19 protein-coding genes are annotated in these 18,508 nt (G+C 49.4%); 6 read left to right on the forward strand and 13 right to left on the reverse strand.

Translation table 11 applies throughout. The features are described from left to right. Positions 1–36: 36 nt before the first annotated feature. Together ACYVK4_RS19325 and ACYVK4_RS19330 are read left to right on the forward strand one after the other, a co-directional pair. Positions 37–1,284, forward strand: coding sequence for a DUF819 family protein (locus ACYVK4_RS19325; RefSeq protein ID WP_461129164.1), 1,248 nt, complete (start codon positions 37–39; stop codon positions 1,282–1,284). A 406-nt stretch (positions 1,285–1,690) separates the two neighbouring features. Beyond that, complete coding sequence (locus ACYVK4_RS19330) at positions 1,691–1,927, forward strand: helix-turn-helix domain-containing protein (protein ID WP_461129165.1); 237 nt, start codon at positions 1,691–1,693, stop codon at positions 1,925–1,927. Between the two features lie 240 nt (positions 1,928–2,167). On the opposite strand, the gene ACYVK4_RS19335 is transcribed toward ACYVK4_RS19330, so the two are convergent. Then, the gene (locus tag ACYVK4_RS19335; protein WP_461129166.1) at positions 2,168–2,578 is read right to left on the reverse strand and encodes a hypothetical protein; all 411 of its coding nucleotides are present in this window, start codon (positions 2,576–2,578) and stop codon (positions 2,168–2,170) included. Positions 2,579–2,848: 270 nt separating this feature from the next. After that, positions 2,849–3,712 carry an SDR family oxidoreductase gene (locus tag ACYVK4_RS19340; protein WP_461129167.1) on the reverse strand — a complete coding sequence of 288 codons (864 nt, stop codon included), beginning with the start codon at positions 3,710–3,712 and terminating at the stop codon, positions 2,849–2,851. Positions 3,713–3,814: 102 nt separating this feature from the next. Between ACYVK4_RS19340 and ACYVK4_RS19345 the strand changes: the two genes are divergently transcribed. From ACYVK4_RS19345 to ACYVK4_RS19355, 3 genes are all read left to right on the forward strand, one after another. Next, entirely contained in the window at positions 3,815–4,153 is a 339-nt protein-coding gene (locus tag ACYVK4_RS19345) for a winged helix-turn-helix transcriptional regulator (protein ID WP_461129168.1), read from the forward strand. 433 nt (positions 4,154–4,586) lie between these two features. After that, positions 4,587–5,273 (forward strand): CAP domain-containing protein, encoded by a 687-nt coding sequence (locus ACYVK4_RS19350; protein WP_461129169.1) that lies wholly within the window; start codon positions 4,587–4,589, stop codon positions 5,271–5,273. Between the two features lie 77 nt (positions 5,274–5,350). Further along, the gene (locus ACYVK4_RS19355; protein ID WP_461129170.1) at positions 5,351–6,535 is read left to right on the forward strand and encodes a carboxypeptidase-like regulatory domain-containing protein; all 1,185 of its coding nucleotides are present in this window, start codon (positions 5,351–5,353) and stop codon (positions 6,533–6,535) included. A gap of 208 nt (positions 6,536–6,743) precedes the next feature. On the opposite strand, the gene ACYVK4_RS19360 is transcribed toward ACYVK4_RS19355, so the two are convergent. The 5 genes from ACYVK4_RS19360 to ACYVK4_RS19380 all read right to left on the reverse strand — a co-directional run bounded on the left by ACYVK4_RS19360 (position 6,744) and on the right by ACYVK4_RS19380 (position 12,409). Next, a complete protein-coding gene (locus tag ACYVK4_RS19360; protein ID WP_461129171.1) occupies positions 6,744–7,592 on the reverse strand; it encodes a DUF1206 domain-containing protein in 849 nt (282 codons plus the stop codon). 261 nt (positions 7,593–7,853) lie between these two features. Then, complete coding sequence (locus ACYVK4_RS19365) at positions 7,854–9,413, reverse strand: DHA2 family efflux MFS transporter permease subunit (RefSeq protein ID WP_461129172.1); 1,560 nt, start codon at positions 9,411–9,413, stop codon at positions 7,854–7,856. A gap of 90 nt (positions 9,414–9,503) precedes the next feature. Further along, positions 9,504–10,616 (reverse strand): HlyD family secretion protein, encoded by a 1,113-nt coding sequence (locus ACYVK4_RS19370; protein WP_461129173.1) that lies wholly within the window; start codon positions 10,614–10,616, stop codon positions 9,504–9,506. A 31-nt stretch (positions 10,617–10,647) separates the two neighbouring features. Continuing rightward, positions 10,648–11,976: a TolC family protein gene (locus ACYVK4_RS19375; RefSeq protein WP_461129174.1), complete on the reverse strand. Its 1,329-nt coding sequence runs from the start codon at positions 11,974–11,976 to the stop codon at positions 10,648–10,650. A 1-nt stretch (position 11,977) separates the two neighbouring features. Continuing rightward, a complete protein-coding gene (locus ACYVK4_RS19380; RefSeq protein ID WP_461129175.1) occupies positions 11,978–12,409 on the reverse strand; it encodes a MarR family winged helix-turn-helix transcriptional regulator in 432 nt (143 codons plus the stop codon). A 417-nt stretch (positions 12,410–12,826) separates the two neighbouring features. On the opposite strand from ACYVK4_RS19380, the gene ACYVK4_RS19385 reads away from it, so the two are divergent. Next, positions 12,827–13,294, forward strand: a complete 468-nt coding sequence (locus ACYVK4_RS19385) for a protein-tyrosine phosphatase family protein (protein WP_461129176.1) — start codon at positions 12,827–12,829, stop codon at positions 13,292–13,294. 134 nt (positions 13,295–13,428) lie between these two features. Here ACYVK4_RS19385 and ACYVK4_RS19390 read toward each other — a convergent pair whose 3' ends face one another. From ACYVK4_RS19390 to zwf, 6 genes are all read right to left on the reverse strand, one after another. Then, positions 13,429–13,767: a hypothetical protein gene (locus tag ACYVK4_RS19390; protein WP_461129177.1), complete on the reverse strand. Its 339-nt coding sequence runs from the start codon at positions 13,765–13,767 to the stop codon at positions 13,429–13,431. After that, complete coding sequence (gene fumC / locus ACYVK4_RS19395; RefSeq protein ID WP_461129178.1) at positions 13,731–15,128, reverse strand: class II fumarate hydratase; 1,398 nt, start codon at positions 15,126–15,128, stop codon at positions 13,731–13,733. Before fumC ends, ACYVK4_RS19390 begins: the two co-directional genes overlap by 37 nt. Before the next feature lie 349 nt (positions 15,129–15,477). Then, complete coding sequence (locus ACYVK4_RS19400; protein WP_461129179.1) at positions 15,478–15,708, reverse strand: hypothetical protein; 231 nt, start codon at positions 15,706–15,708, stop codon at positions 15,478–15,480. A 59-nt stretch (positions 15,709–15,767) separates the two neighbouring features. Beyond that, positions 15,768–16,493: a 6-phosphogluconolactonase gene (gene pgl, locus ACYVK4_RS19405; RefSeq protein WP_461129180.1), complete on the reverse strand. Its 726-nt coding sequence runs from the start codon at positions 16,491–16,493 to the stop codon at positions 15,768–15,770. A gap of 35 nt (positions 16,494–16,528) precedes the next feature. Continuing rightward, on the reverse strand, positions 16,529–16,873 hold the full coding sequence (locus ACYVK4_RS19410) for a cupin domain-containing protein (protein ID WP_461129181.1): 345 nt from the start codon (positions 16,871–16,873) through the stop codon (positions 16,529–16,531). Between the two features lie 26 nt (positions 16,874–16,899). Continuing rightward, positions 16,900–18,399 carry a glucose-6-phosphate dehydrogenase gene (gene zwf, locus ACYVK4_RS19415; RefSeq protein ID WP_461129182.1) on the reverse strand — a complete coding sequence of 500 codons (1,500 nt, stop codon included), beginning with the start codon at positions 18,397–18,399 and terminating at the stop codon, positions 16,900–16,902. Positions 18,400–18,508: the final 109 nt, after the last annotated feature.

The raw sequence follows: 18,508 nt of genomic DNA on the forward strand, positions 1-18,508 counted from the left end.
TACTGAACAATTCCAATTTGCATTAACTTGCCGTTGATGCAGCCACTCATTACAAACGACGCCATTATTCTTGGCATCTTTCTGGTTATACTGACGTTCATTTTCAAAACGTCGCAGTCAGAACATCCCTTCTGGAAACGGGCTTATACCTACATACCCTCCCTGCTGCTCTGCTACATCTTTCCGGCAGCCATGAACAGCCTGGGTATCATTTCGGGCGAGCAATCGAGCTTGTATAAAGTCTCCACCAACTACCTGCTGCCAGCTGCCCTGGTGCTATTAACGTCTACGGCTGACCTTAGAGCTATTCTGCGGCTTGGCCCCAAGGCGCTGATTACGTTCATGTCGGGAACGGTAGGCATCATTATTGGGGCGCCCATTGCATTTTTTCTGGTTATGTGGCTCATCCCCGGCTTCCGCGAGCAGGCCATTGCCAACGAGTACTGGAAAGGGCTGGTCACCATTTCGGGGAGCTGGATTGGCGGCAGCAGCAGCCAGTTGGCCCTGAAAGAAATCTACGGCTGTAACGAAGCACTGTTTGCCGTTATTCTGGTCGTCGATGCGGTAGTCTCTACGACCTGGACGGCCTGCCTGATTTACGGGGCCGCCTACCGCGACAAAATCGATGGCTGGCTCAAGGCAGATACCCGCTCCATTGACGAAGTAAAACAACGGATCATCGCTTACAAAGTAGAGCCTGACCGCCCGGCCAACCTCCTTGACTTAAGTACCATTTTAGCACTCGGCTTTGGCGGGGGTGCGCTGGCCCATGCGCTGGCGTATGTCATTTCGACTACCCTTCAACCTCATAAAGCGTCCTTAACGACTTACGGGCTCGACCCCTTTACGTCAAATTTTCTCTGGGTAGTCATTCTCTCGACCTCCCTGGGAATCGGTCTCTCGTTTACACCCTTACGCAAACTCGAAAAATTAGGAACGACGGACCTCGCCACCCTTTTCGTCTACTTCCTGATTATGACCATCGGCATGCGACTTGACTTATCCAATCTGGGCGGCAATATGGGGTTATTTTTGGTGGCCGTGATCTGGATGCTCATTCACATTACCGTGATGCTGGTTACGGCACGAATCATTCGCGCTCCATACTTTTTTGTTGCTGTTGGCAGTCAGGCCAACATCGGTGGCGTGTCGACAGCTCCGGCCGTAGCCTCTATTTTTCATCCCGCATTAGCACCCGTTGGCGTTTTGCTGGCGGTGCTGAGTCACGTTTTGGGCACGTATGGCGGGCTGCTTACCGCCTGGCTGATGCGGCTGGTGGCATAGCCTTTCCTTTTGGATACCTACCCCATACAGATCGGAACCGACTTTCCTATCCGACCAATTGAGCATGAACATCAGCATACTTTTTGGAACACATGCTACTGTCGCTCAAAGACACTTACTCCGTAACAGTTTGATTTTCGATGCTCAAGTGCCCATTTAGGATCGCTTTGCGAAAAGGAACAAGACCCTCCAAGGAAGTTACTCAAGATTTGGTGTGAATACATGGCGTTATTTCAAGCAAGATGTCAGTTTTGAAAAGGCTGGTAAGTACTTCCTTATGTTTCTAAGTGAGCATGTTTTTGTTCACTCGCTTATCATCTATGTCTTAGTTATGTCAATCTTAATGCTTACCTACTTTGGCCGAAAGGCAATCGAGGTAAAAAATGAAAACGAAGCTTTTATATAAGTGACTATAATCATCAACTTAGACGTCATGATGGCCAGGAGAAAGATGTCTCTCAATGAGCTATCTCAGCAAGTAGGTATATCGAATGTAAATTTGTCTATACTGAAAACAGGTAAAGCGAAGGGTGTACGTTTTGACACATTAGCAGCGATTTGTAAAGTGTTGGACTGCCAGCCAGGAGACATTCTGGAATTTTCAGATGATTTGATTCTGGAAACGTCTAAAAATTCGTTTTAGGGTTAGCTCTGGTGGAAGAATTTTTTGTAAACCACGGCGCTTTCAGTGCTGTCTATTTTTCAGTAGTATACGTTCAGCTATATACTTACTTACCGATTAGCAAGTCTACAGAAACGTTAAATTTTGGGATGATAACTCACTAATCGCTCTTTTTGGCGAGATACTGATTTTAGCAGTGTGCCGGTTTATTCGGTCCACCATTTTGACAAACCGTTGGATCGGTACTTTTGTCGACCATCCTCATTGAATGATCCTTAAAACACAGGGGATCATAGTCTCATCAGCTAGTTCATGACAAACAAAAAGGACCACGTGAAGAAAGCGATTGTGGTACTGGCTATTGCCGCCCACCGGGACAAAACCATCATTCACGGCGTCGTGAGTAAGGTTGCCATAGGTTTCTAAATTCTCCTTCCAGGCCACCTCGGTAACCCGTCCATCACGCTTCCGAACGCGTACTATAACTTGTGAAACACCATTCTCTTTCTTGTAAGCATAAAGAGTACCTTCAGGCTTTTTTTTGCTTGAGACCAGCTTGAAACGCTTCATACTGAAAATACTTGCTACAGTTCTTTCAGGTTTCATAAGCATTCCTTTCAACTCATGGTAGTCGAGTAACTGCTCAGTCACGGCTGATTGAGCTTTCGTCAAGGGGACAGGTGATAGTAGTCTTAAGCAACTCACCGCAAGTAAAAGCTTAATCCGTATAGATTTCATGTCGTACCGCTTTTCGCTTATTCCACTGGATGCGTATTCGGGGTAAAATCCATAAGATGGGAGTTTAAAGTTGAACGCCGGATGGTTGAGCAAGAGGAAACAGTAGCGTATGGCCAGGTTGAAATCCAGCAAGTGAACTCCGGTGGGAAGTCACTTGCCGGACTGGTGAATTGATGCAGGTGGCTTGGCCGTCACGAAAGGCCGTTAAGTACCCGGAAAGTAGGCCGTTTTCAGGTACTCATGTAGCGAAGTTGGCTTGTGGCCCAGCAGACGCTCAAGAGTATTGTTCGTCCCGCCCAGCATGCCGTGTTGGGCAGCGGCCCCCCACTGGGCAAAGAAGTTGGCTACAAAGTCGGGAAAACCGGCGGATACTTTCTGCGCAATATAGGGCGCAAGCTCGCTACTTTGGTAAGCGATGGGCCGGCCCGCTAACGCGGAAAGTTCCCGGGCGATATCGTAAAACGAGTAGGCTTCACTCCCGGCCAGCGTATACTCCTGGTTGTCATGCCCCTCGCTGGTCAGTAAAGCGGCCGTGGCAGCGGCCAGTTCGATCCGCTTGACGAACGCTATCTTACCTTCGCCTGCCGGAAAACGTATCACGGTGTCCGGCACCTCGCTCCCAATCAAATAGCCAAGGCCTTCAAAGTAATAGCCGTTTTTGAGAATGGTGTAGGTCAGGCCGGACGCTTTGAGGTAGGCTTCCGTCGCCAGATCGCTTTCCGTAACCTCCGGCATCACAAAATTGGAGCTGCGCTGGATGCTGGTGTAAAATAGGTGCTTCACCCCGGCCTGCTTAGCCGCATCGATGACATTGCGGTGTTGACGTACCCGGTCGGTAAAGGCCACAGCGGAAACCAATAGCACTTTATCCACGCCCCGAAAGGCTTGCACCAGGGCAGGATAATCAAAGTAGTCAGCTTGCCGGACGTCGACACCCCGCTTCACCAGGTCGCTGGCTTTATTGATGTCACGCACCAGAGCAACGATTTCTTCGGCCGGGGTGGTATTGAGTAAAACGTCGATGGTTTGGTGGCCTAGCCCACCGGTGGCTCCCGTTACTAGAATCATGATGAAAAGAAATAAAAAACCTGTATATTTACTTGCAAATTGCAAGTGCAAAGATAAAACATAATACTTGCAAATAGCAAGTAAAAATATAATTCATTTTTTATGAAAGCGCTAAAACAGCGGTCAACCTGTCCCATCAGCACAGCGCTCGACGTGCTGGGAGATAAATGGACCCTGCTCATTCTGCGGGACATAGTCTTTTCAGGAAAGTCTACTTATGGACAATTTTTGCAGTCAGCGGAAAAAATGGCGACCAATGTTCTGGCCGATCGCCTGGCGGCACTGGAGTCGCAGGGCATCTTAACCAAGTCTGTGGCCTCGGATAAGAAGTCGAAGTTTACTTACCGTCTGACAGAAAAAGGTATTGAAACGGTCCCGATACTAGTGGCACTCATCTTGTGGGGAACCAGGAACTTCCCCACTGACGTTGACCCTGGCTAGCTGGACGAACTTGAGGGTGGCAAAGACGCGGCCGTTGAGAAGTACCAACGACTCGCCCGCGAAATGGCCCAGATGTAAACAAGCAATGTGGCTCCTCCGCCCTGAAAAGTAGTCTCCAAAATGCCGTTCGATAACACGTCAAGCCTGGCAGGCTTTCGGGGTATCGCTACAGTAATACTCTTTCAGGCCTTCACACGGGATGCCTGGTGCCAGCAGGGAGGGCAGTTACTGCCTGTGTAAGCGGGATGGTATGCGATTGATACAGTTGGACAGCTAGTGAAAGCCCGCAACTCAGCTAACGCTCCTTCATGCAGTAGTATAAGGAGGCTTACGTCAAGAAACTGTTCCAAGAATTAGACGCCTGGAAAGGCTAGTATATAAATGTTCCTGAGCCCTTTTTGAAAGGTGTAAGGCAAGCTTAAACAGAACTGGGATGAATTGGTGGATCGTGTTCTATTTGGGGCAGTGGCTCACTGGATCAACCAGCCCTCTAGCCCCCTATCTGCTTAGTGATGAAGCGTTTTTTGCCCAACCTATCGCTCAGCAAAAGATGGTTTTAAATAAGCCGGATACACTCTTACTGGATGTTGCTTTATTTCAGGCTACGAATGAAGCCCGACGTCTGGCGGGTTTGGCTATACTCCATTATGATCACGCGTTGTATTTATCGGCTCGAAACCATGCGGTATCTATGATTCAGTATGATTATGTCGCACACGAAAATTTGTATCAGTTAGCCGATCTGACCCTGCTCAAACGAGTTCGGAAACAGACGAGCCAGTTTAATCGATTAGCTGAAAATATCGGTCAATACCAAACGATTGATACAGCCGAGTGGTACGGAGTCCGTTTTAACAGGCAGCGTCAATTGTATGAGTATGTCAATGCGGAGACGAAGCAAACTTATCAGCCCTATAGTTATGCGACTTATGCTCGCTATGCAGTGAAACAGTGGCTCAATTCACCCCACCACCGGGCGAATCTATTAAATCCCCTGTTTACGCATGTGGGTTGCGCAGGACGTCTATCGCTCCGTCCGTTCGAACAACGTCGTGCTCCGTTTGGTCGTCTAGTTCAGAACTTTGCGGCTCAGCCTGTATCGACTCAGGTCAGTCAATAAGAAGTTTTTTTTATAGCCTTCATCAGCCTGGATCACTTGAAGGTACTTACGCAAGGATACATTACCCTGGCAATAACATGAGTGTCAAAGCGGTTCTGACGATTTTCTGTACAGTATTACTGACCCATTTTAACTGGGCTCAGACGACAATTCGGGGGCAAGTCCGGAATGGGGTCAATCAGGAAGCCTTACCATTCGCCAACGTTTTTCTTTCCGGGAAGACCAAAGGGACAATGACCGACCAAAACGGCACATTCACCCTATTGAACGTGCCCCTTGGCAAATTTGATTTAATTGTCTCTTATGTTGGGTTCGCTACCCTGAAAACAACGATCCAGACGCAGGAACAAAAACAATATCGGTTTATACTTAAACCACTGGCCAATCAATTGGATGGTATCACTATTACTGCCCGTCGACGCAGAGATGCCGATTGGTCTAAACAATTAAGTGTGTTTACCGACTTTTTTATTGGCAGGAGCCAAAACGCACGCTATTGTCAGTTACTTAATCCACAGGTACTGTCGTTCTCTCAGCGGGATGACACGCTGCGGGCTTCCGCTCAGGAACCTTTGTTTGTTGAAAATCGAGCATTGGGTTATCGAATAAAATTTCAGTTGGAACACTTCGCCTACACGAATTCCTCCGCCCTGATTTTCTATCAGGGCGATCCCGTTTTTGAGCCTTTAACCCCTGCCAATGCGCAAGAAGCTACACGTTGGCAGGCGAACCGACAAAGAGCTTACTCTGGATCAATCATGCATTTCGGGCGAGCGCTGTTTAAGCGCCAGTTAGCCCAGGAAGGTTTTACGATTCAGAAAGTCACCGAGCAAAAGAACAGTAGCGGAACGATAAGACTACTTAGTGTACCTGGTGATACAACCGTATCTGTCCAGTCGTTAACCAATCCAAAGCGATGGGTTTCCTTACCAATGGCTGCCTATAAGCACTTGTTAGACACGGTTCGATCAACGGTGCTTCAGCCAGTTGTCGCCTTTACTGACTTGATTCAAGTGACCTATACAAAAGAGAAAGAACCCTATGAGTACCAGCGAACGCACCGGTCAACGCTATATGGCAATCGTGAGGGGTTCCAAAAGACCTTACTGCGGATGCTGGAGTCCGCCGTCACAGTGGAAGCGAACGGGCAGTTCTGGCCGCCACGTGGTATGCGTCATCAGGGGTACTGGGCCTGGGAACTGATGGCGGATGAATTACCCTTCGATTATGATCCTGATGAAAGTAGTACAAGTTTAAAGTAGTATTAATTGGAGCGCCTGCGTTCGTAGGTATATAAAGCTGTCTTATTAAGATAGCCTATTACAAAGTTGACTGTAGGACCTTACTTCGGAAAGTGCAGGATTTACCTGAAGCAAAATCGCTCCTACATGCGACGCATGAACGATGAGGTATTTACTTTTTGTATAGCGGGTAACGACCTACTATAGAGTATGCTGCTCACCCGGGGACTTAGCTGTTCGTGTTGATAACTTCATACCGGGCACGGACAAACATAAAGATACCGTAACAAAATAAGCCCAGCGCTACGGCCCCAAGCAGGTATGAGCCGTAACTAGTTTCCTCCAGAAAGGCAAAAGCCCGGCTGCTGCCTCCCGCTTCGCTGGCATTGGCTTCCAGGGCTGCTTTTATGAATAGGTACCCAATCAACCCCCAAACGATTCCCCGCGCGATATATCCAATTTTTCCGGACCGGATAATCATCGCCTTCAGTTCCGTTTTAATGGAAGAGGTCTGCACATTTTTCAGGTATTTACCCGACAAAGCCCGGTAAATCTGGTATACGCCAATACCAATGATACACAGCCCAATGAAACCAATAAGCCACTGACCAAATGGTTTTTGCAGTACTTCCCGAACGAGGGTCTGACGCGAACTATCTCCGCCCTGACTTCCCTGACTACCCAGTACCAAGCGAAAAGAACCGTACGCCAGAAACCCATAGACCAACCCGCTGAAGGCATACCCTACCCGACGACCGATGCCTTTGGCATTGGTGCCTTTGTGCTCATTATCGAGAAACGCCTGCGTTAGCCGCCAGAGAGCGTAGCAAACCAGACCAACAGCTACCAGAGCCAGCAAAATCTGTCCAAACGGTTGAGCCAGAATAAATCGAAAGACGCCCTGTTTGTTAAGATTTTGTTCCGAACGTCCGCCAATTTCGAACGCAGCCATAAACGCCAGCAAACCAACCAGGCAGTATACAACTCCTTTGGCCATCAGGCCAAGCTTGGCAAAACGCTTCACCCATTCAGGCTGGGTCGCCGGTATTTGAGAGGAGATGCTGGATAAAGTAGCCATCGAAGTCGTTTTATGTAGGTTTATTTCAGCCTGATCGGCCTTCTGTACATACTAGAATTGATCCAGGCGGTTAAATGTTTAATAATTTCCTGCGGAACAAGCCATTAAGACGGCTTGATCTCCCTTTCCCGAAAATGACCCCATCTATCAGCATGGGTTCAGGTCCAGGGCAACCGGTTGTAAATGAAAAAAGACCGGAAGAATATCCTCCGGTCTTTCTGGCACACACACGTGTAGAAACAAAATAGAACACTCAAAATCTTACTCCATCACCATTTCGGTATGGGCAGGTGCTTCAATTTTCTTACCGATGAACAACAACAGCAGCGGTACGCAGATCAGAAAGAAACCACCGATTACGAGGAAAGCATCGGCATAGGTCATTACCAGCGCCTGTCTCATCATGGTACCCTGCATGAGGCCATACGCTTTGCTGGTTGCCGATGCCAGGGCATCGCCTTTCGACAGAAACAAGCCAGTGTATTGCCGAAGACGATCTACCGAAAGCGGGTTATAAATCGAGACATTATCACCCAGCCGCGAGGCATGGAACATCGTACGCGTTGAGATGTAAGTGGTCATGATGGCCGTTCCAAAAGTACCACCCAACTGACGAATCATCCCCGTTAAGGCCGAGCCTTGTGGAATTTCGATATTCTTCAGATCGGCCAGCGTAACGGTCGTGAGAGGAATAAAGATCAACCCCATACCAATACCCCGAATGATGAGCGGCCAGAAGAAATAATCCGGACCGGCAGCCAGACTAATTGCTGATAAATCAAAACAGAAGCCGAAGAACAGCAGGAAGCCAATGCCCGCGTACCAGACCGGTGAGATGTAGTTTTTGCTCATCAGGCCACCCACAACGGGCATCATCATACCCGTAGCAATGGAACCCGGCATCAGCAGTAAGCCCGTCTGACTGGCCGTGAACCCCAGAATGGTCTGGCAGAAAACCGGAATAATAAAGACGGATGCAAACAGACCGAAACCCAGGATGAAGTTAAACAGCGTGCCCACCGCAAACCGGCGCTGGCGTAATAAACGCAAATCCAGAATGGGTATTTTAACGGCTAGCTGCCGCCAGATAAAGCCAATCAAGCCAATGCCGGCTGCCAGGGACATACCCACGATAAAGCGGGAATCGAACCAGTCTTTTTCTTCGCCTTTTTCCAGAATGATCTGCAAACCACCGATACCCATAACCAGGAGAATCAGTGCCAGCCAGTCCATCTTACCCGCCAGCATCTTCTCGGCGGGTTCCTTGATGTATGTATACGTTAGGAAGGTAGCCAGAATACCGAAGGGAATGTTGATGTAGAATACCCAGTTCCACGACAGATTATCGGTAATGAATCCACCCAGCGTAGGACCAATGGACGGGCCAATAATGACGCCAAGGCCAAAAATGGCGTTGGCAATACCCAGGTCCTCTTTCGGGAATGTCTGAATCAGAATGGACTGGGCCGTAGTTAGCAGGCCTCCCCCACCAATACCCTGTACAACGCGGAAGAAAACAAGCTCCCATACGTTGGTAGAGGTACCGCAGAAGATCGACGCGATCGTAAATAAAATGATGGATGCCGCAAAGTAATTCCGACGGCCCAGCTTGGCCGTCAGCCAGCCCGACATCGTAATCATAACGGCACTGGCGGCTGCATAGCCCGTAACGACCCAGCTAATATCTCCCAGCGACGCGCCCAGATTCCCCATCATCTGGTTCAGGGTCACGTTCACAATTGAAGAGTCGATGGTTTGCAGCAGAGCGGCCGTCGTAACGGTTATTACCACGATCCACTTATCAAAACCTAATTTTTTCATAAAATTGATTGAAGTGGTGTCGGGTTCTCAAACCCGACACTGTTGCTGACGCGAGCGTGTCGGGTTTGAGAACCCGACACCACTCCAGAGTTACTTTGCCTGCAAATCCACGGCTACTGTCGCGCTCATACCGGGACGCAGTTTAGCATAGAGCGGGCTGTTTTTATCCAGTTCGATACGCACCGGAACGCGTTGAACGACCTTCACGTAGTTACCCGTGGCATTATCGGGAGGAAGCAGGGTAAACTTGGCACCCGTTGCCCCGGCAAAAGAGCCTACCTGGCCTACGAGTTTATCGCCTTCGAACGCATCGACATCAATCTCGACCTTTTGTCCGGGCTGCATTTGTTTTAGCTGCGTTTCTTTAAAGTTTGCCGTTACCCAAAGGCTCGTGTTACCAACGATGGAACACAGCGCCTGACCGGGTTGAACGAGCTGACCAATCTGCACTGCCCGCTTCGACACTACACCCGAAACCGGAGCCCGGACAATAGTGTACGACAGTTGCAGATTGGCCATATCCAGCTCCGTCTGCCGTTGTTTGATGGCGGCCTGCGCTACGGAGATCTGACCTTCCGTTGCCCGGCGCTGTGAACTCGTCACGCCCGTTTGTGTACCGGCGGCAGCTACCTGCGCCTGAGCCGTTTGGAGCTGAGCCTGGGCAGCCTGTACCTGTGCCTGAGCCGCATCCCGTTCAGCCTGTACGGCGTCGAACTGCTGTTGGGGAACCGTTTTTTCGGCCAGCAGGCGGCTATACCGTTCGAAGTCCTGGTTAGCCTTACGGGCGCGGGCCTGAGCCGCCGTTACGTTGGCCTGGGCCGTAGCAACCTGATTCCGGGCCGTTAATACAGAGGCCTGAGAGCTTTGAATCGTAGCCGAAGCTACACCCACCTGCGAGCGGGACACCCCGGCAGCCGCCATCGAACTTTGCAAAGCGGCTTCGGCCTGAGCTACCCGAATTTTATAGTCAGCGTCGTCCAGTACCACCAGCGTGTCGCCTTCCTTAACGAACTGGTTATCTTTAAAGCGTATCGCTTTCACATACCCACCGGCTTTCGGAATCACCGGGTTTACATCACCATCAATCTGCGCATCATCGGTTGTTTCGTGACGTTGCAGGTAGCGAAACTCGCTGTATCCAAAAAAGAGAGCAATAACAAGGACAATGACGCCCCCTACGCGGAATAAAGTTTTCTTGTTCATGATTGGATCGTTCGTCAGAACGTGAGATTAATTATAGATTGTGGCCCGTGGCTTTAAGCAGACGCTGGTACGCCAGTTGCGCATCCACGGTGGCATTGATCACATTAAGTTGTGCCTGAAGCAGGAAGCTGTTGGCTTCCAGAAAATCTGTCGAGCCAACCAGCCCATTGCGAAAACGGGATTCGGTCAGGCGGTAATTTTCCTGCGCCTGACCAACAGCAGTGCGGATAACATTCTGCTGCTCCAGGGCCAGTTGGTAGTTGTTATAGGCTGTTACGACCTCGCTCCGAATCTGATCGGTTTGCTGCTGACCCTGCAGATCGGCCTGATCGATAGCCGTTTTTGCCGTATTCAGCCTACCCTTCATGTTGTAGAGGGAACCGATGTTGTAGCTCAACCCCAGACCCACATTCCAGGCACTGATAAACGAGCCACCTTCGGGAATGATACGAGCCGTTGGGTTGATATAGTTATACCCGACCGATGCCCCCAGATGCGGATACATAACACTTTTTGTGTTCCGCAACATGGCTTCAGCCGACTGCACGCGCAGGGCATTGGCCTGTACTTCAGGGCGGCTTTGTAATGCCTGCCCCAGGAAATTACCCAGTGGCTCGATCGTCGCTACCGGATTCGACAGGGTTGTATCAATTGTAATCGCCTGATCGTCGGGCAGACCCAGCAGCAGGTTGAAATTATAAAGTGCTGTTTGGCGGGCCTTCTCAACCTGCAATCGGCTCAGTTGAAGATTATTCCGTTGTAATTGAATTTTCAGGACCTCATTGGCGGTGACGACACCTTCCTTCTGCAGATTTTGTGCCTCCCGCTCCCGCTCGTCGAATTGTTTGATGTTCTGATCGATAACACTCGTCGACCGGACCAGCTTAACAATGTTGTAATAGGCATCGGTAACGGTATAAATCAATTCAGACCGATTCCGCTGGGCATCCAGATGGCTGGCTTTGGCTAATAAATCAGCGGAAAGTTCGGCCGACTTTTCAGCGAACCCACCAAAGATCTCCTTACTGATCGTAACACCCCCGATCATGGCGTTGAACGCCCCAGCCGGAATTGTCAGCAACGCTTTACCATCACTTCCCTGCCCAAACGAGACCGGACCGGTCAGACTATACCGCGAATAAGCCAGCGATGCGTTGGCCTGAGGTAAACTACGATCTTTCGCTTCCTGCGAACGTGCTTCAGCCGCCAGTGTTCGGGTGTCGGCCAGTTTAATTCCTTTGTTATTTTGTAAGGCCCGTTGAATAGCCTGATCCAGTGGCATGACAGCAGGTGTCGACTGAGCGTTTGTTAAGCCCAGACTCAACAACCATACGCCTGCACCTATTACGTACTTTTTCATTTTACCGATTTCTAATTTTTTCCAGGAGTGTATTCATAACGCGTACTTCATCGTCAGTTAAATGGCTGACAATCGATTCAAAATTCTTAAAATCAACCGCTACCGCTTCTACAAAACGATACGATTCTTCGGTGAGCCGCAGGTTGACTTTCCGGCGATTGGTCGGGTCGACTTCCCGAACGATCAAATTTTTCGCCACCAGCCGATCCGTCAGCCGGGTCATGTCTGAGTTTATATCCGTCATTTTTTCTTTCAGCTCACCCGCTGTCAAACTGTTGGGATAAACCTCCGAAAGACGACGCAAGGTGATGTACTGCTGAACCGACAAATCGAAGGGCGCTAGCTTTTGTCCAAAATGGTTAAATATATAGCCGTCCGTTTGATGGATGTTCTTAATGAGTCGGTGGTATTGATTGATTAATGGCGTTTCCATATGAATTAGGGCGTGTCAAAAGTATAACCAATATTTGTTTAAACAAATTTCGTTTAAACGATGAAATCACAATATATCTTTAATCAGCTTTATACGGAAAGTCATTTATCTAACTAAAGTACAAATTTTTCAAAGTATGATAACAGTGACGTAGCTCCACGGTATACTGAATTGAGTATCGTGTTTATCTAAACATATATGGATGACAATATTTTTAATTGTTTTTTAATTAAGCTCTCTATAGATCAATAAATACGCTGGTGCTTTACCGGTTAATTTAAATTTTTACCATTTAATTAAATGTACCCACCTGCATACTGCTTATTTAAGTATAATTATAACCGTTTGTGATGCATTCACTGCACATGCCATTGATAACCAACCGGTTAAACGTCCAATATTTTGCAAATTCATTCTATGGAACTTTACCGAATTAATGACGAAGGTACTTTGTTCATCTCCCCTTCCATTGACAACTGGGAACCTATCTCTCAACTAACCATTGATGCCGTCTTTAATCTGGATAGTTCGCTGGACCCGAACATTCCGGAAATCATGAACAAGACCCTGTACGTGTTTTTTCCTGTAGAAGATGAATACCTGCCCGATCTGAAAAAACTACATAGCCTGGCTGGCCTTGGCGCGAGTTTATTGGACAATGGCCACCAGGTTTTATGTCACTGCGGCATGGGGCATAATCGATCAGCCTTACTGGCAGGCCTGGTGCTAACCCACCTGGGTTTAAGTGGCACAGCAGCCGTGCGGTTGATTCGGTCCAGGCGTCAGGGGGCTTTATATAACAAGACGTTCGCGGATTACCTGGAGTCCATTCCCGCAAAATCCTTATCATACTACGCCCAACGGCCTATAACCATGTTTCAGTAACTACCAATAGGTATTGTCAGTCAGCAGAACTTTCGTGCTGATGAAGTCTGGCCAACATGTCGTTCGCCTGATCCGGCAACTGTTGATCGGTCACCTTGGGTAAGCCGATCACGGCAATCATAAACTCATCTAATTCAGCACAAACACTCACCGCCACTGGTGCCAGAAAGCCGAACAGGTACCGGCGATGCCCGCAGCCAGGCTTCGTCGGCATAGCAAATCACGAAGCGCACATCCCGTAAACCTAGCTGATACAGATGCGCAACAATGGCCAGACCTGTAGTGCCCACGCCCAGAATAGATAGTGGATAACACTCGCGAACGGGCCACTCCCATGGGTAACCCTCTGTGTCCAGGATAAAAAAAGGCTGGTCATTTATGTCGACCAGCCTTTTGAAGTACGGCGTTAAACCGTTCGTTTTTACCCGTTGATGAGCTATAAATTGCCCACCATATCTTCGGGCTTCACCCATTCGTTAAACTCTTCTTCAGTCAGATAACCGAGCTGGAGCGCTGTTTCCTTGAGCGTCGAGCCGTTCTTATGGGCCGTCTGCGCAATTTCGGCGGCTTTGTAGTAGCCGATTTTGGTGTTCAGGGCCGTAACGAGCATCAGCGATGAGTCAACGTGCTTTTTGATGTTGGCTTCGATGGGTTCGATGCCCTCTGCGCACTTGTCGTTGAACGACACACACACGTCACCGATGAGCCGGGCCGAATGCAGGAAGTTATAGATCATGACCGGCTTGAACACGTTTAGCTCAAAGTGGCCGTTCATACCACCAATGTTGATGGCGACATCGTTGCCCATTACCTGAGCGGCCACCATCGTCATGGCCTCACACTGTGTTGGGTTTACTTTACCCGGCATAATCGATGAACCCGGCTCGTTATCAGGAATATGCAGTTCTCCTATACCCGCCCGTGGCCCGCTCGACAGCATCCGGATGTCATTGCCGATTTTCATCAGGCTGGCCGCTACCGTTTTGAGGGCACCGTGGGCTTCGACAATGGCATCGTGGGCCGCCAGAGCTTCAAACTTGTTTTCGGCCGTAATGAACGGCAAACCGGTTACGCTGGCAATGTGCTTCGCTACGTTTTCCGAATAGTTCGGTGGTGTATTGATGCCCGTTCCTACGGCTGTTCCGCCCAATGCCAGTTCGCTCAGGTGAGCCAGCGAGTTATTGATGGCCCGTAAACCATGATCGAGCTGCGACACATAACCCGAAAACTCCTGCCCTACCGTCAGCGGTGTGGCGTCCATGAAGTGCGTCCGGCCAATTTTTACGACGTTCATGAACTGTTTCGACTTGGCAGCCAGGGTGTCGCGCAGTTTCGTGATACCGGGAATGGTTACGTCGAGCAGGATTTTATAGGCCGCAATGTGCATGGCCGTCGGGAACGTATCGTTCGACGACTGCGACTTATTCACATCGTCGTTCGGATGCAGAAACTTCTTTTCGTCACTCAACTGACCGCCCTGCAACACGTGTCCACGGTAGGCTATCACCTCATTGACGTTCATATTCGACTGCGTACCCGAACCCGTTTGCCAAACGACCAGCGGAAATTGGTCGTCCAGTTTACCATCCAGTATTTCGTCGCAGGCCTGACCAATCAGGTCACTTTTTTCTTTTGGCAGAACACCCGCATCGAGGTTGGTCAACGCAGCCGCTTTTTTGAGGTACGCAAACGCCCGAATAATCTCGCGGGGCATTTTATTGATGTCCTGAGCAATTTTAAAATTTTCGATGGAGCGTTGGGTTTGAGCGCCCCAGTAAACGTTGGCCGGTACGTGCACCTGGCCCATCGTGTCTTTCTCGATGCGGTATTCCATGAATAGTCGAAAGGATATAAGAAATTAGACAAAAGCTGTCTGTTCATTCGACCGCAAAGTTACGCCAGGCTCCGGTAACTCGTTACGTGCGCGTTTTTTTTTGCCGACGCGATTCGGTAAAAACTCGCTTTTGTCCTGATCCTTAGCGAATACGGTATTTAGCCATCAGATGTACGATCCCCTACCAGGCAACTGTTGCCTGGTAGGGGTACAAAATAAATTTTGCCATACTTCAGGAATTTTCCAAAACATATTCCTATATAATCCAGTAAATCCAAAGAATATATAATATAAATGGGTTACTATTCGCTCAAATGCGTATTAATGGACTCAAACAAGCTAACCACTTTTATTCCAGCATGAACATGGCAAAATCTGCGTTCTTTTTTCTCTCTATGATGGCACTGGCAACGGCCTGCTCCAGCACAAAGACCGAGTCGACAACGACTGTATCGGATTCAACATCAACAATGATGGCCGACACAACCACCACAATGACCGACTCAACATCGACCATGATGAGCGACACAACCAAAAAGGATTCGATTAAGTAAGCCTTTCGATCAGTCTTTACACGCAAAAAGACCCTCCGCAAAGAGGGTCTTTTTGTTGTATGTAGGAATAGTACCGTTTGCTGGGTTACCCCTTGAGTAAGGCTGCTGCCTTTTCGTCCACAAGCCACACCAACTCACCATCCACGGGTTTGATTACCTGCGATGGATATTTATCGGGGTTATATTCCCCTTCGAGTACTTCTTTCAACGGTTCGGCTTTTTTAGGTCCGGCCACCAGAAAAACTACGCACGAAGCCCGATTTGTGATCGGAGCCGTGAGCGTAAGCCGATACATGTTTTGCTGGGTCAGGAAGTACGCTTTTGTCCAGGCAGTCTGTTCATGAACAACTTCAGTACCCGGGAATAACGAAAGGGTATGCCCATCGTCGCCCATGCCGAGCAAAACGAGGTCGAAAGAAGGACCGCTGTCGCCAAAATAGGTGTGCAGAACCCGGTCGTAGTCCGCAGCTGCTTCGTCTGGCTCCAGATCGGTGCGCCACACATGGATCTGATCTTCCGGCGTATAGACGTGGCCAAGCAGTGTATCGTAGGCCATACCCGCATTGTTTTGTTCGTCATCAATCGGCACGTAGCGCTCATCTCCCCAGAATACGTGTAGTTGCAGCCAGGGAATCTGATCGACATAGGGCGCTTTTGCCAGCAATTCGTGCAGGGCTTTCGGCGTACTGCCACCCGACAACGCAATCGTGAACCGATCCTGCTTTTTCAGGGTGTCCTTGATGCGCTTCGTAATAAAATCAGCCGCTGCTTTAGCCAGGTCGGCCGGATTTTTCTTGATAATCAGTTGCATAAGCTTGCGTCAGCGTAATGCGATAAAATACGGCATTACTGATTGATAAAATCCTCCCGCATGGGGGTAAACACATCCACCAATACCCCTGCTTCTTCGCATACGGCACCGTGCCACACATTGGGTGGAATATAATAGGCGTCACCCGCCCGAACGACGCGCGTTTCATCGCCGATCATAATGGAAAAGGCCCCACTGGCCACGTAGCTCATCTGGGTATGAAAATGGCTGTGAGCCGCGCCAATGCCACCCGTTTCGAAGGCTACTTTCACCATCATCAGGTTGGCATCATAAGACATGATTTTACGCTTCACACCATCGGCCACGGGCTCCCAGGGCAGGCTTTCATCATCCACGAAAAGGGCGGCAAATTGGGTCATACTTCTAGTTTCGGATTACTGGTTAATTATTTCATCATCCAGCCGAATCCATCTTTCTCGACGAGCTGTGCAGCGGCCTCAGGACCCCATGAACCGGGTTCGTAGTTTGGAAAATCAGGCGTTTCAGCTTCCCAGGCTTCCAGAATTGGCGTAACCACCTTCCAGGCCGCTTCCACCTGATCGGCGCGCATGAACAGCGTTGCATCGCCGGTCATTACATCCAGCAGCAACGTTTCGTAGGCTTCCGGCTCTTGCCCTTCGTAGGCATCTTTATAACTGAAAACCATCTCGACAGGGTCAATGGCAAGGGTTTGTCCCGGCCGTTTGGCCTGAAACCGTAACCGTATATCCATGCCGGGCTGGATGCCGATCGTCAGGCGGTTAGACTGCCAGCCGTTCGTTGCTTCGTCCGGGAAAGCATAATAGGGAGCGGGTTTAAACTGAATCGTGATAACGGTGGCTTTTTCGGGCAGCGATTTACCCGTACGCAGGTAAAACGGCACATCCTCCCAGCGCCAGTTATCGACGAACAACTTCACCGCAGCGAAGGTCTCTGTTTTTGAATCCGGCTTGACGCCTTCCTCTTCCCGGTAGCCCGGAATGGCTTTACCATCTTTCTGACCAGGGCCGTACTGCCCACGAACCGCGACTTCGTTTACGTCTTCGGGCTTTATCCGGCGAATGGCGTTCAGCACATCAACAGTTTTGTTCCGAACTTCATTGGCATCAAAGGAGATAGGCGCTTCGGTAGCCACCATACACAACACCTGGAGCAGGTGATTCTGAATCATGTCGCGCAGAGCACCCGACCCTTCATAATAGCCCCCGCGCCCTTCCAGCCCAACGGTTTCAGAAGCCGTAATCTGAATGTAGGCAACGTAACGTCGATTCCAGATGGGCTCAAACAGGGAGTTGGCAAAGCGAAGGGCCAGAATATTCTGAACCGTTTCTTTGCCCAGATAATGGTCAATACGGTAAATCTGCTCTTCGGCAAACAAGCCGCCTAACAGACCGTTCAGTTCCTGGGCCGTTTTAAGGTCGTGGCCAAAGGGTTTTTCAACCACAATCCGAACCCGCGATTTATCGCAGCAAAGAGGAAGTTTGCCGAGGTTGGTAGCAATACCGGGAACCAGCTGGGGGGCTACGGCAAGGTAGAAAACGATGTTGGCCGGTACGCCCCATTCGTTCTCTTTAGTCGATACGTAATCGCTCAGTTTTGTGTAGGCTCCGGCATCGCCAGCGTCCATCTGCAAATACGTAATTGTTTTAGAAAAAGACGCCCAGATGTCTTCGGGGCCATTTTTCCGGCGCGAGAAAGACTGTACACCTTCGAGGAGCCGCTCCCGGAAGGAGTCGTCCGTATACTCACTTCTCCCCAGCCCAACCACCGCGAAGCGATCAGACAAATAGTTATCAAGGTATAGATTATAAAGTGCGGGAGTCAGTTTGCGGAGGTTCAAATCACCACTGCCACCAAAGATAAACAGTATGGTAGCGGGGGGACGCTGATTAGTTGCTGGAATCATAGTCGGTTGTCTTGACAGGCTGCAAATTACCTTTAGTCTATTTTCCGAACAAGTTTACTTTGTTAAGGTTTCATCTTGGCCTAGTATTCTGCTACTTTTGGCCCTTGTT

This window comes from Spirosoma aerophilum, assembly GCF_054782495.1.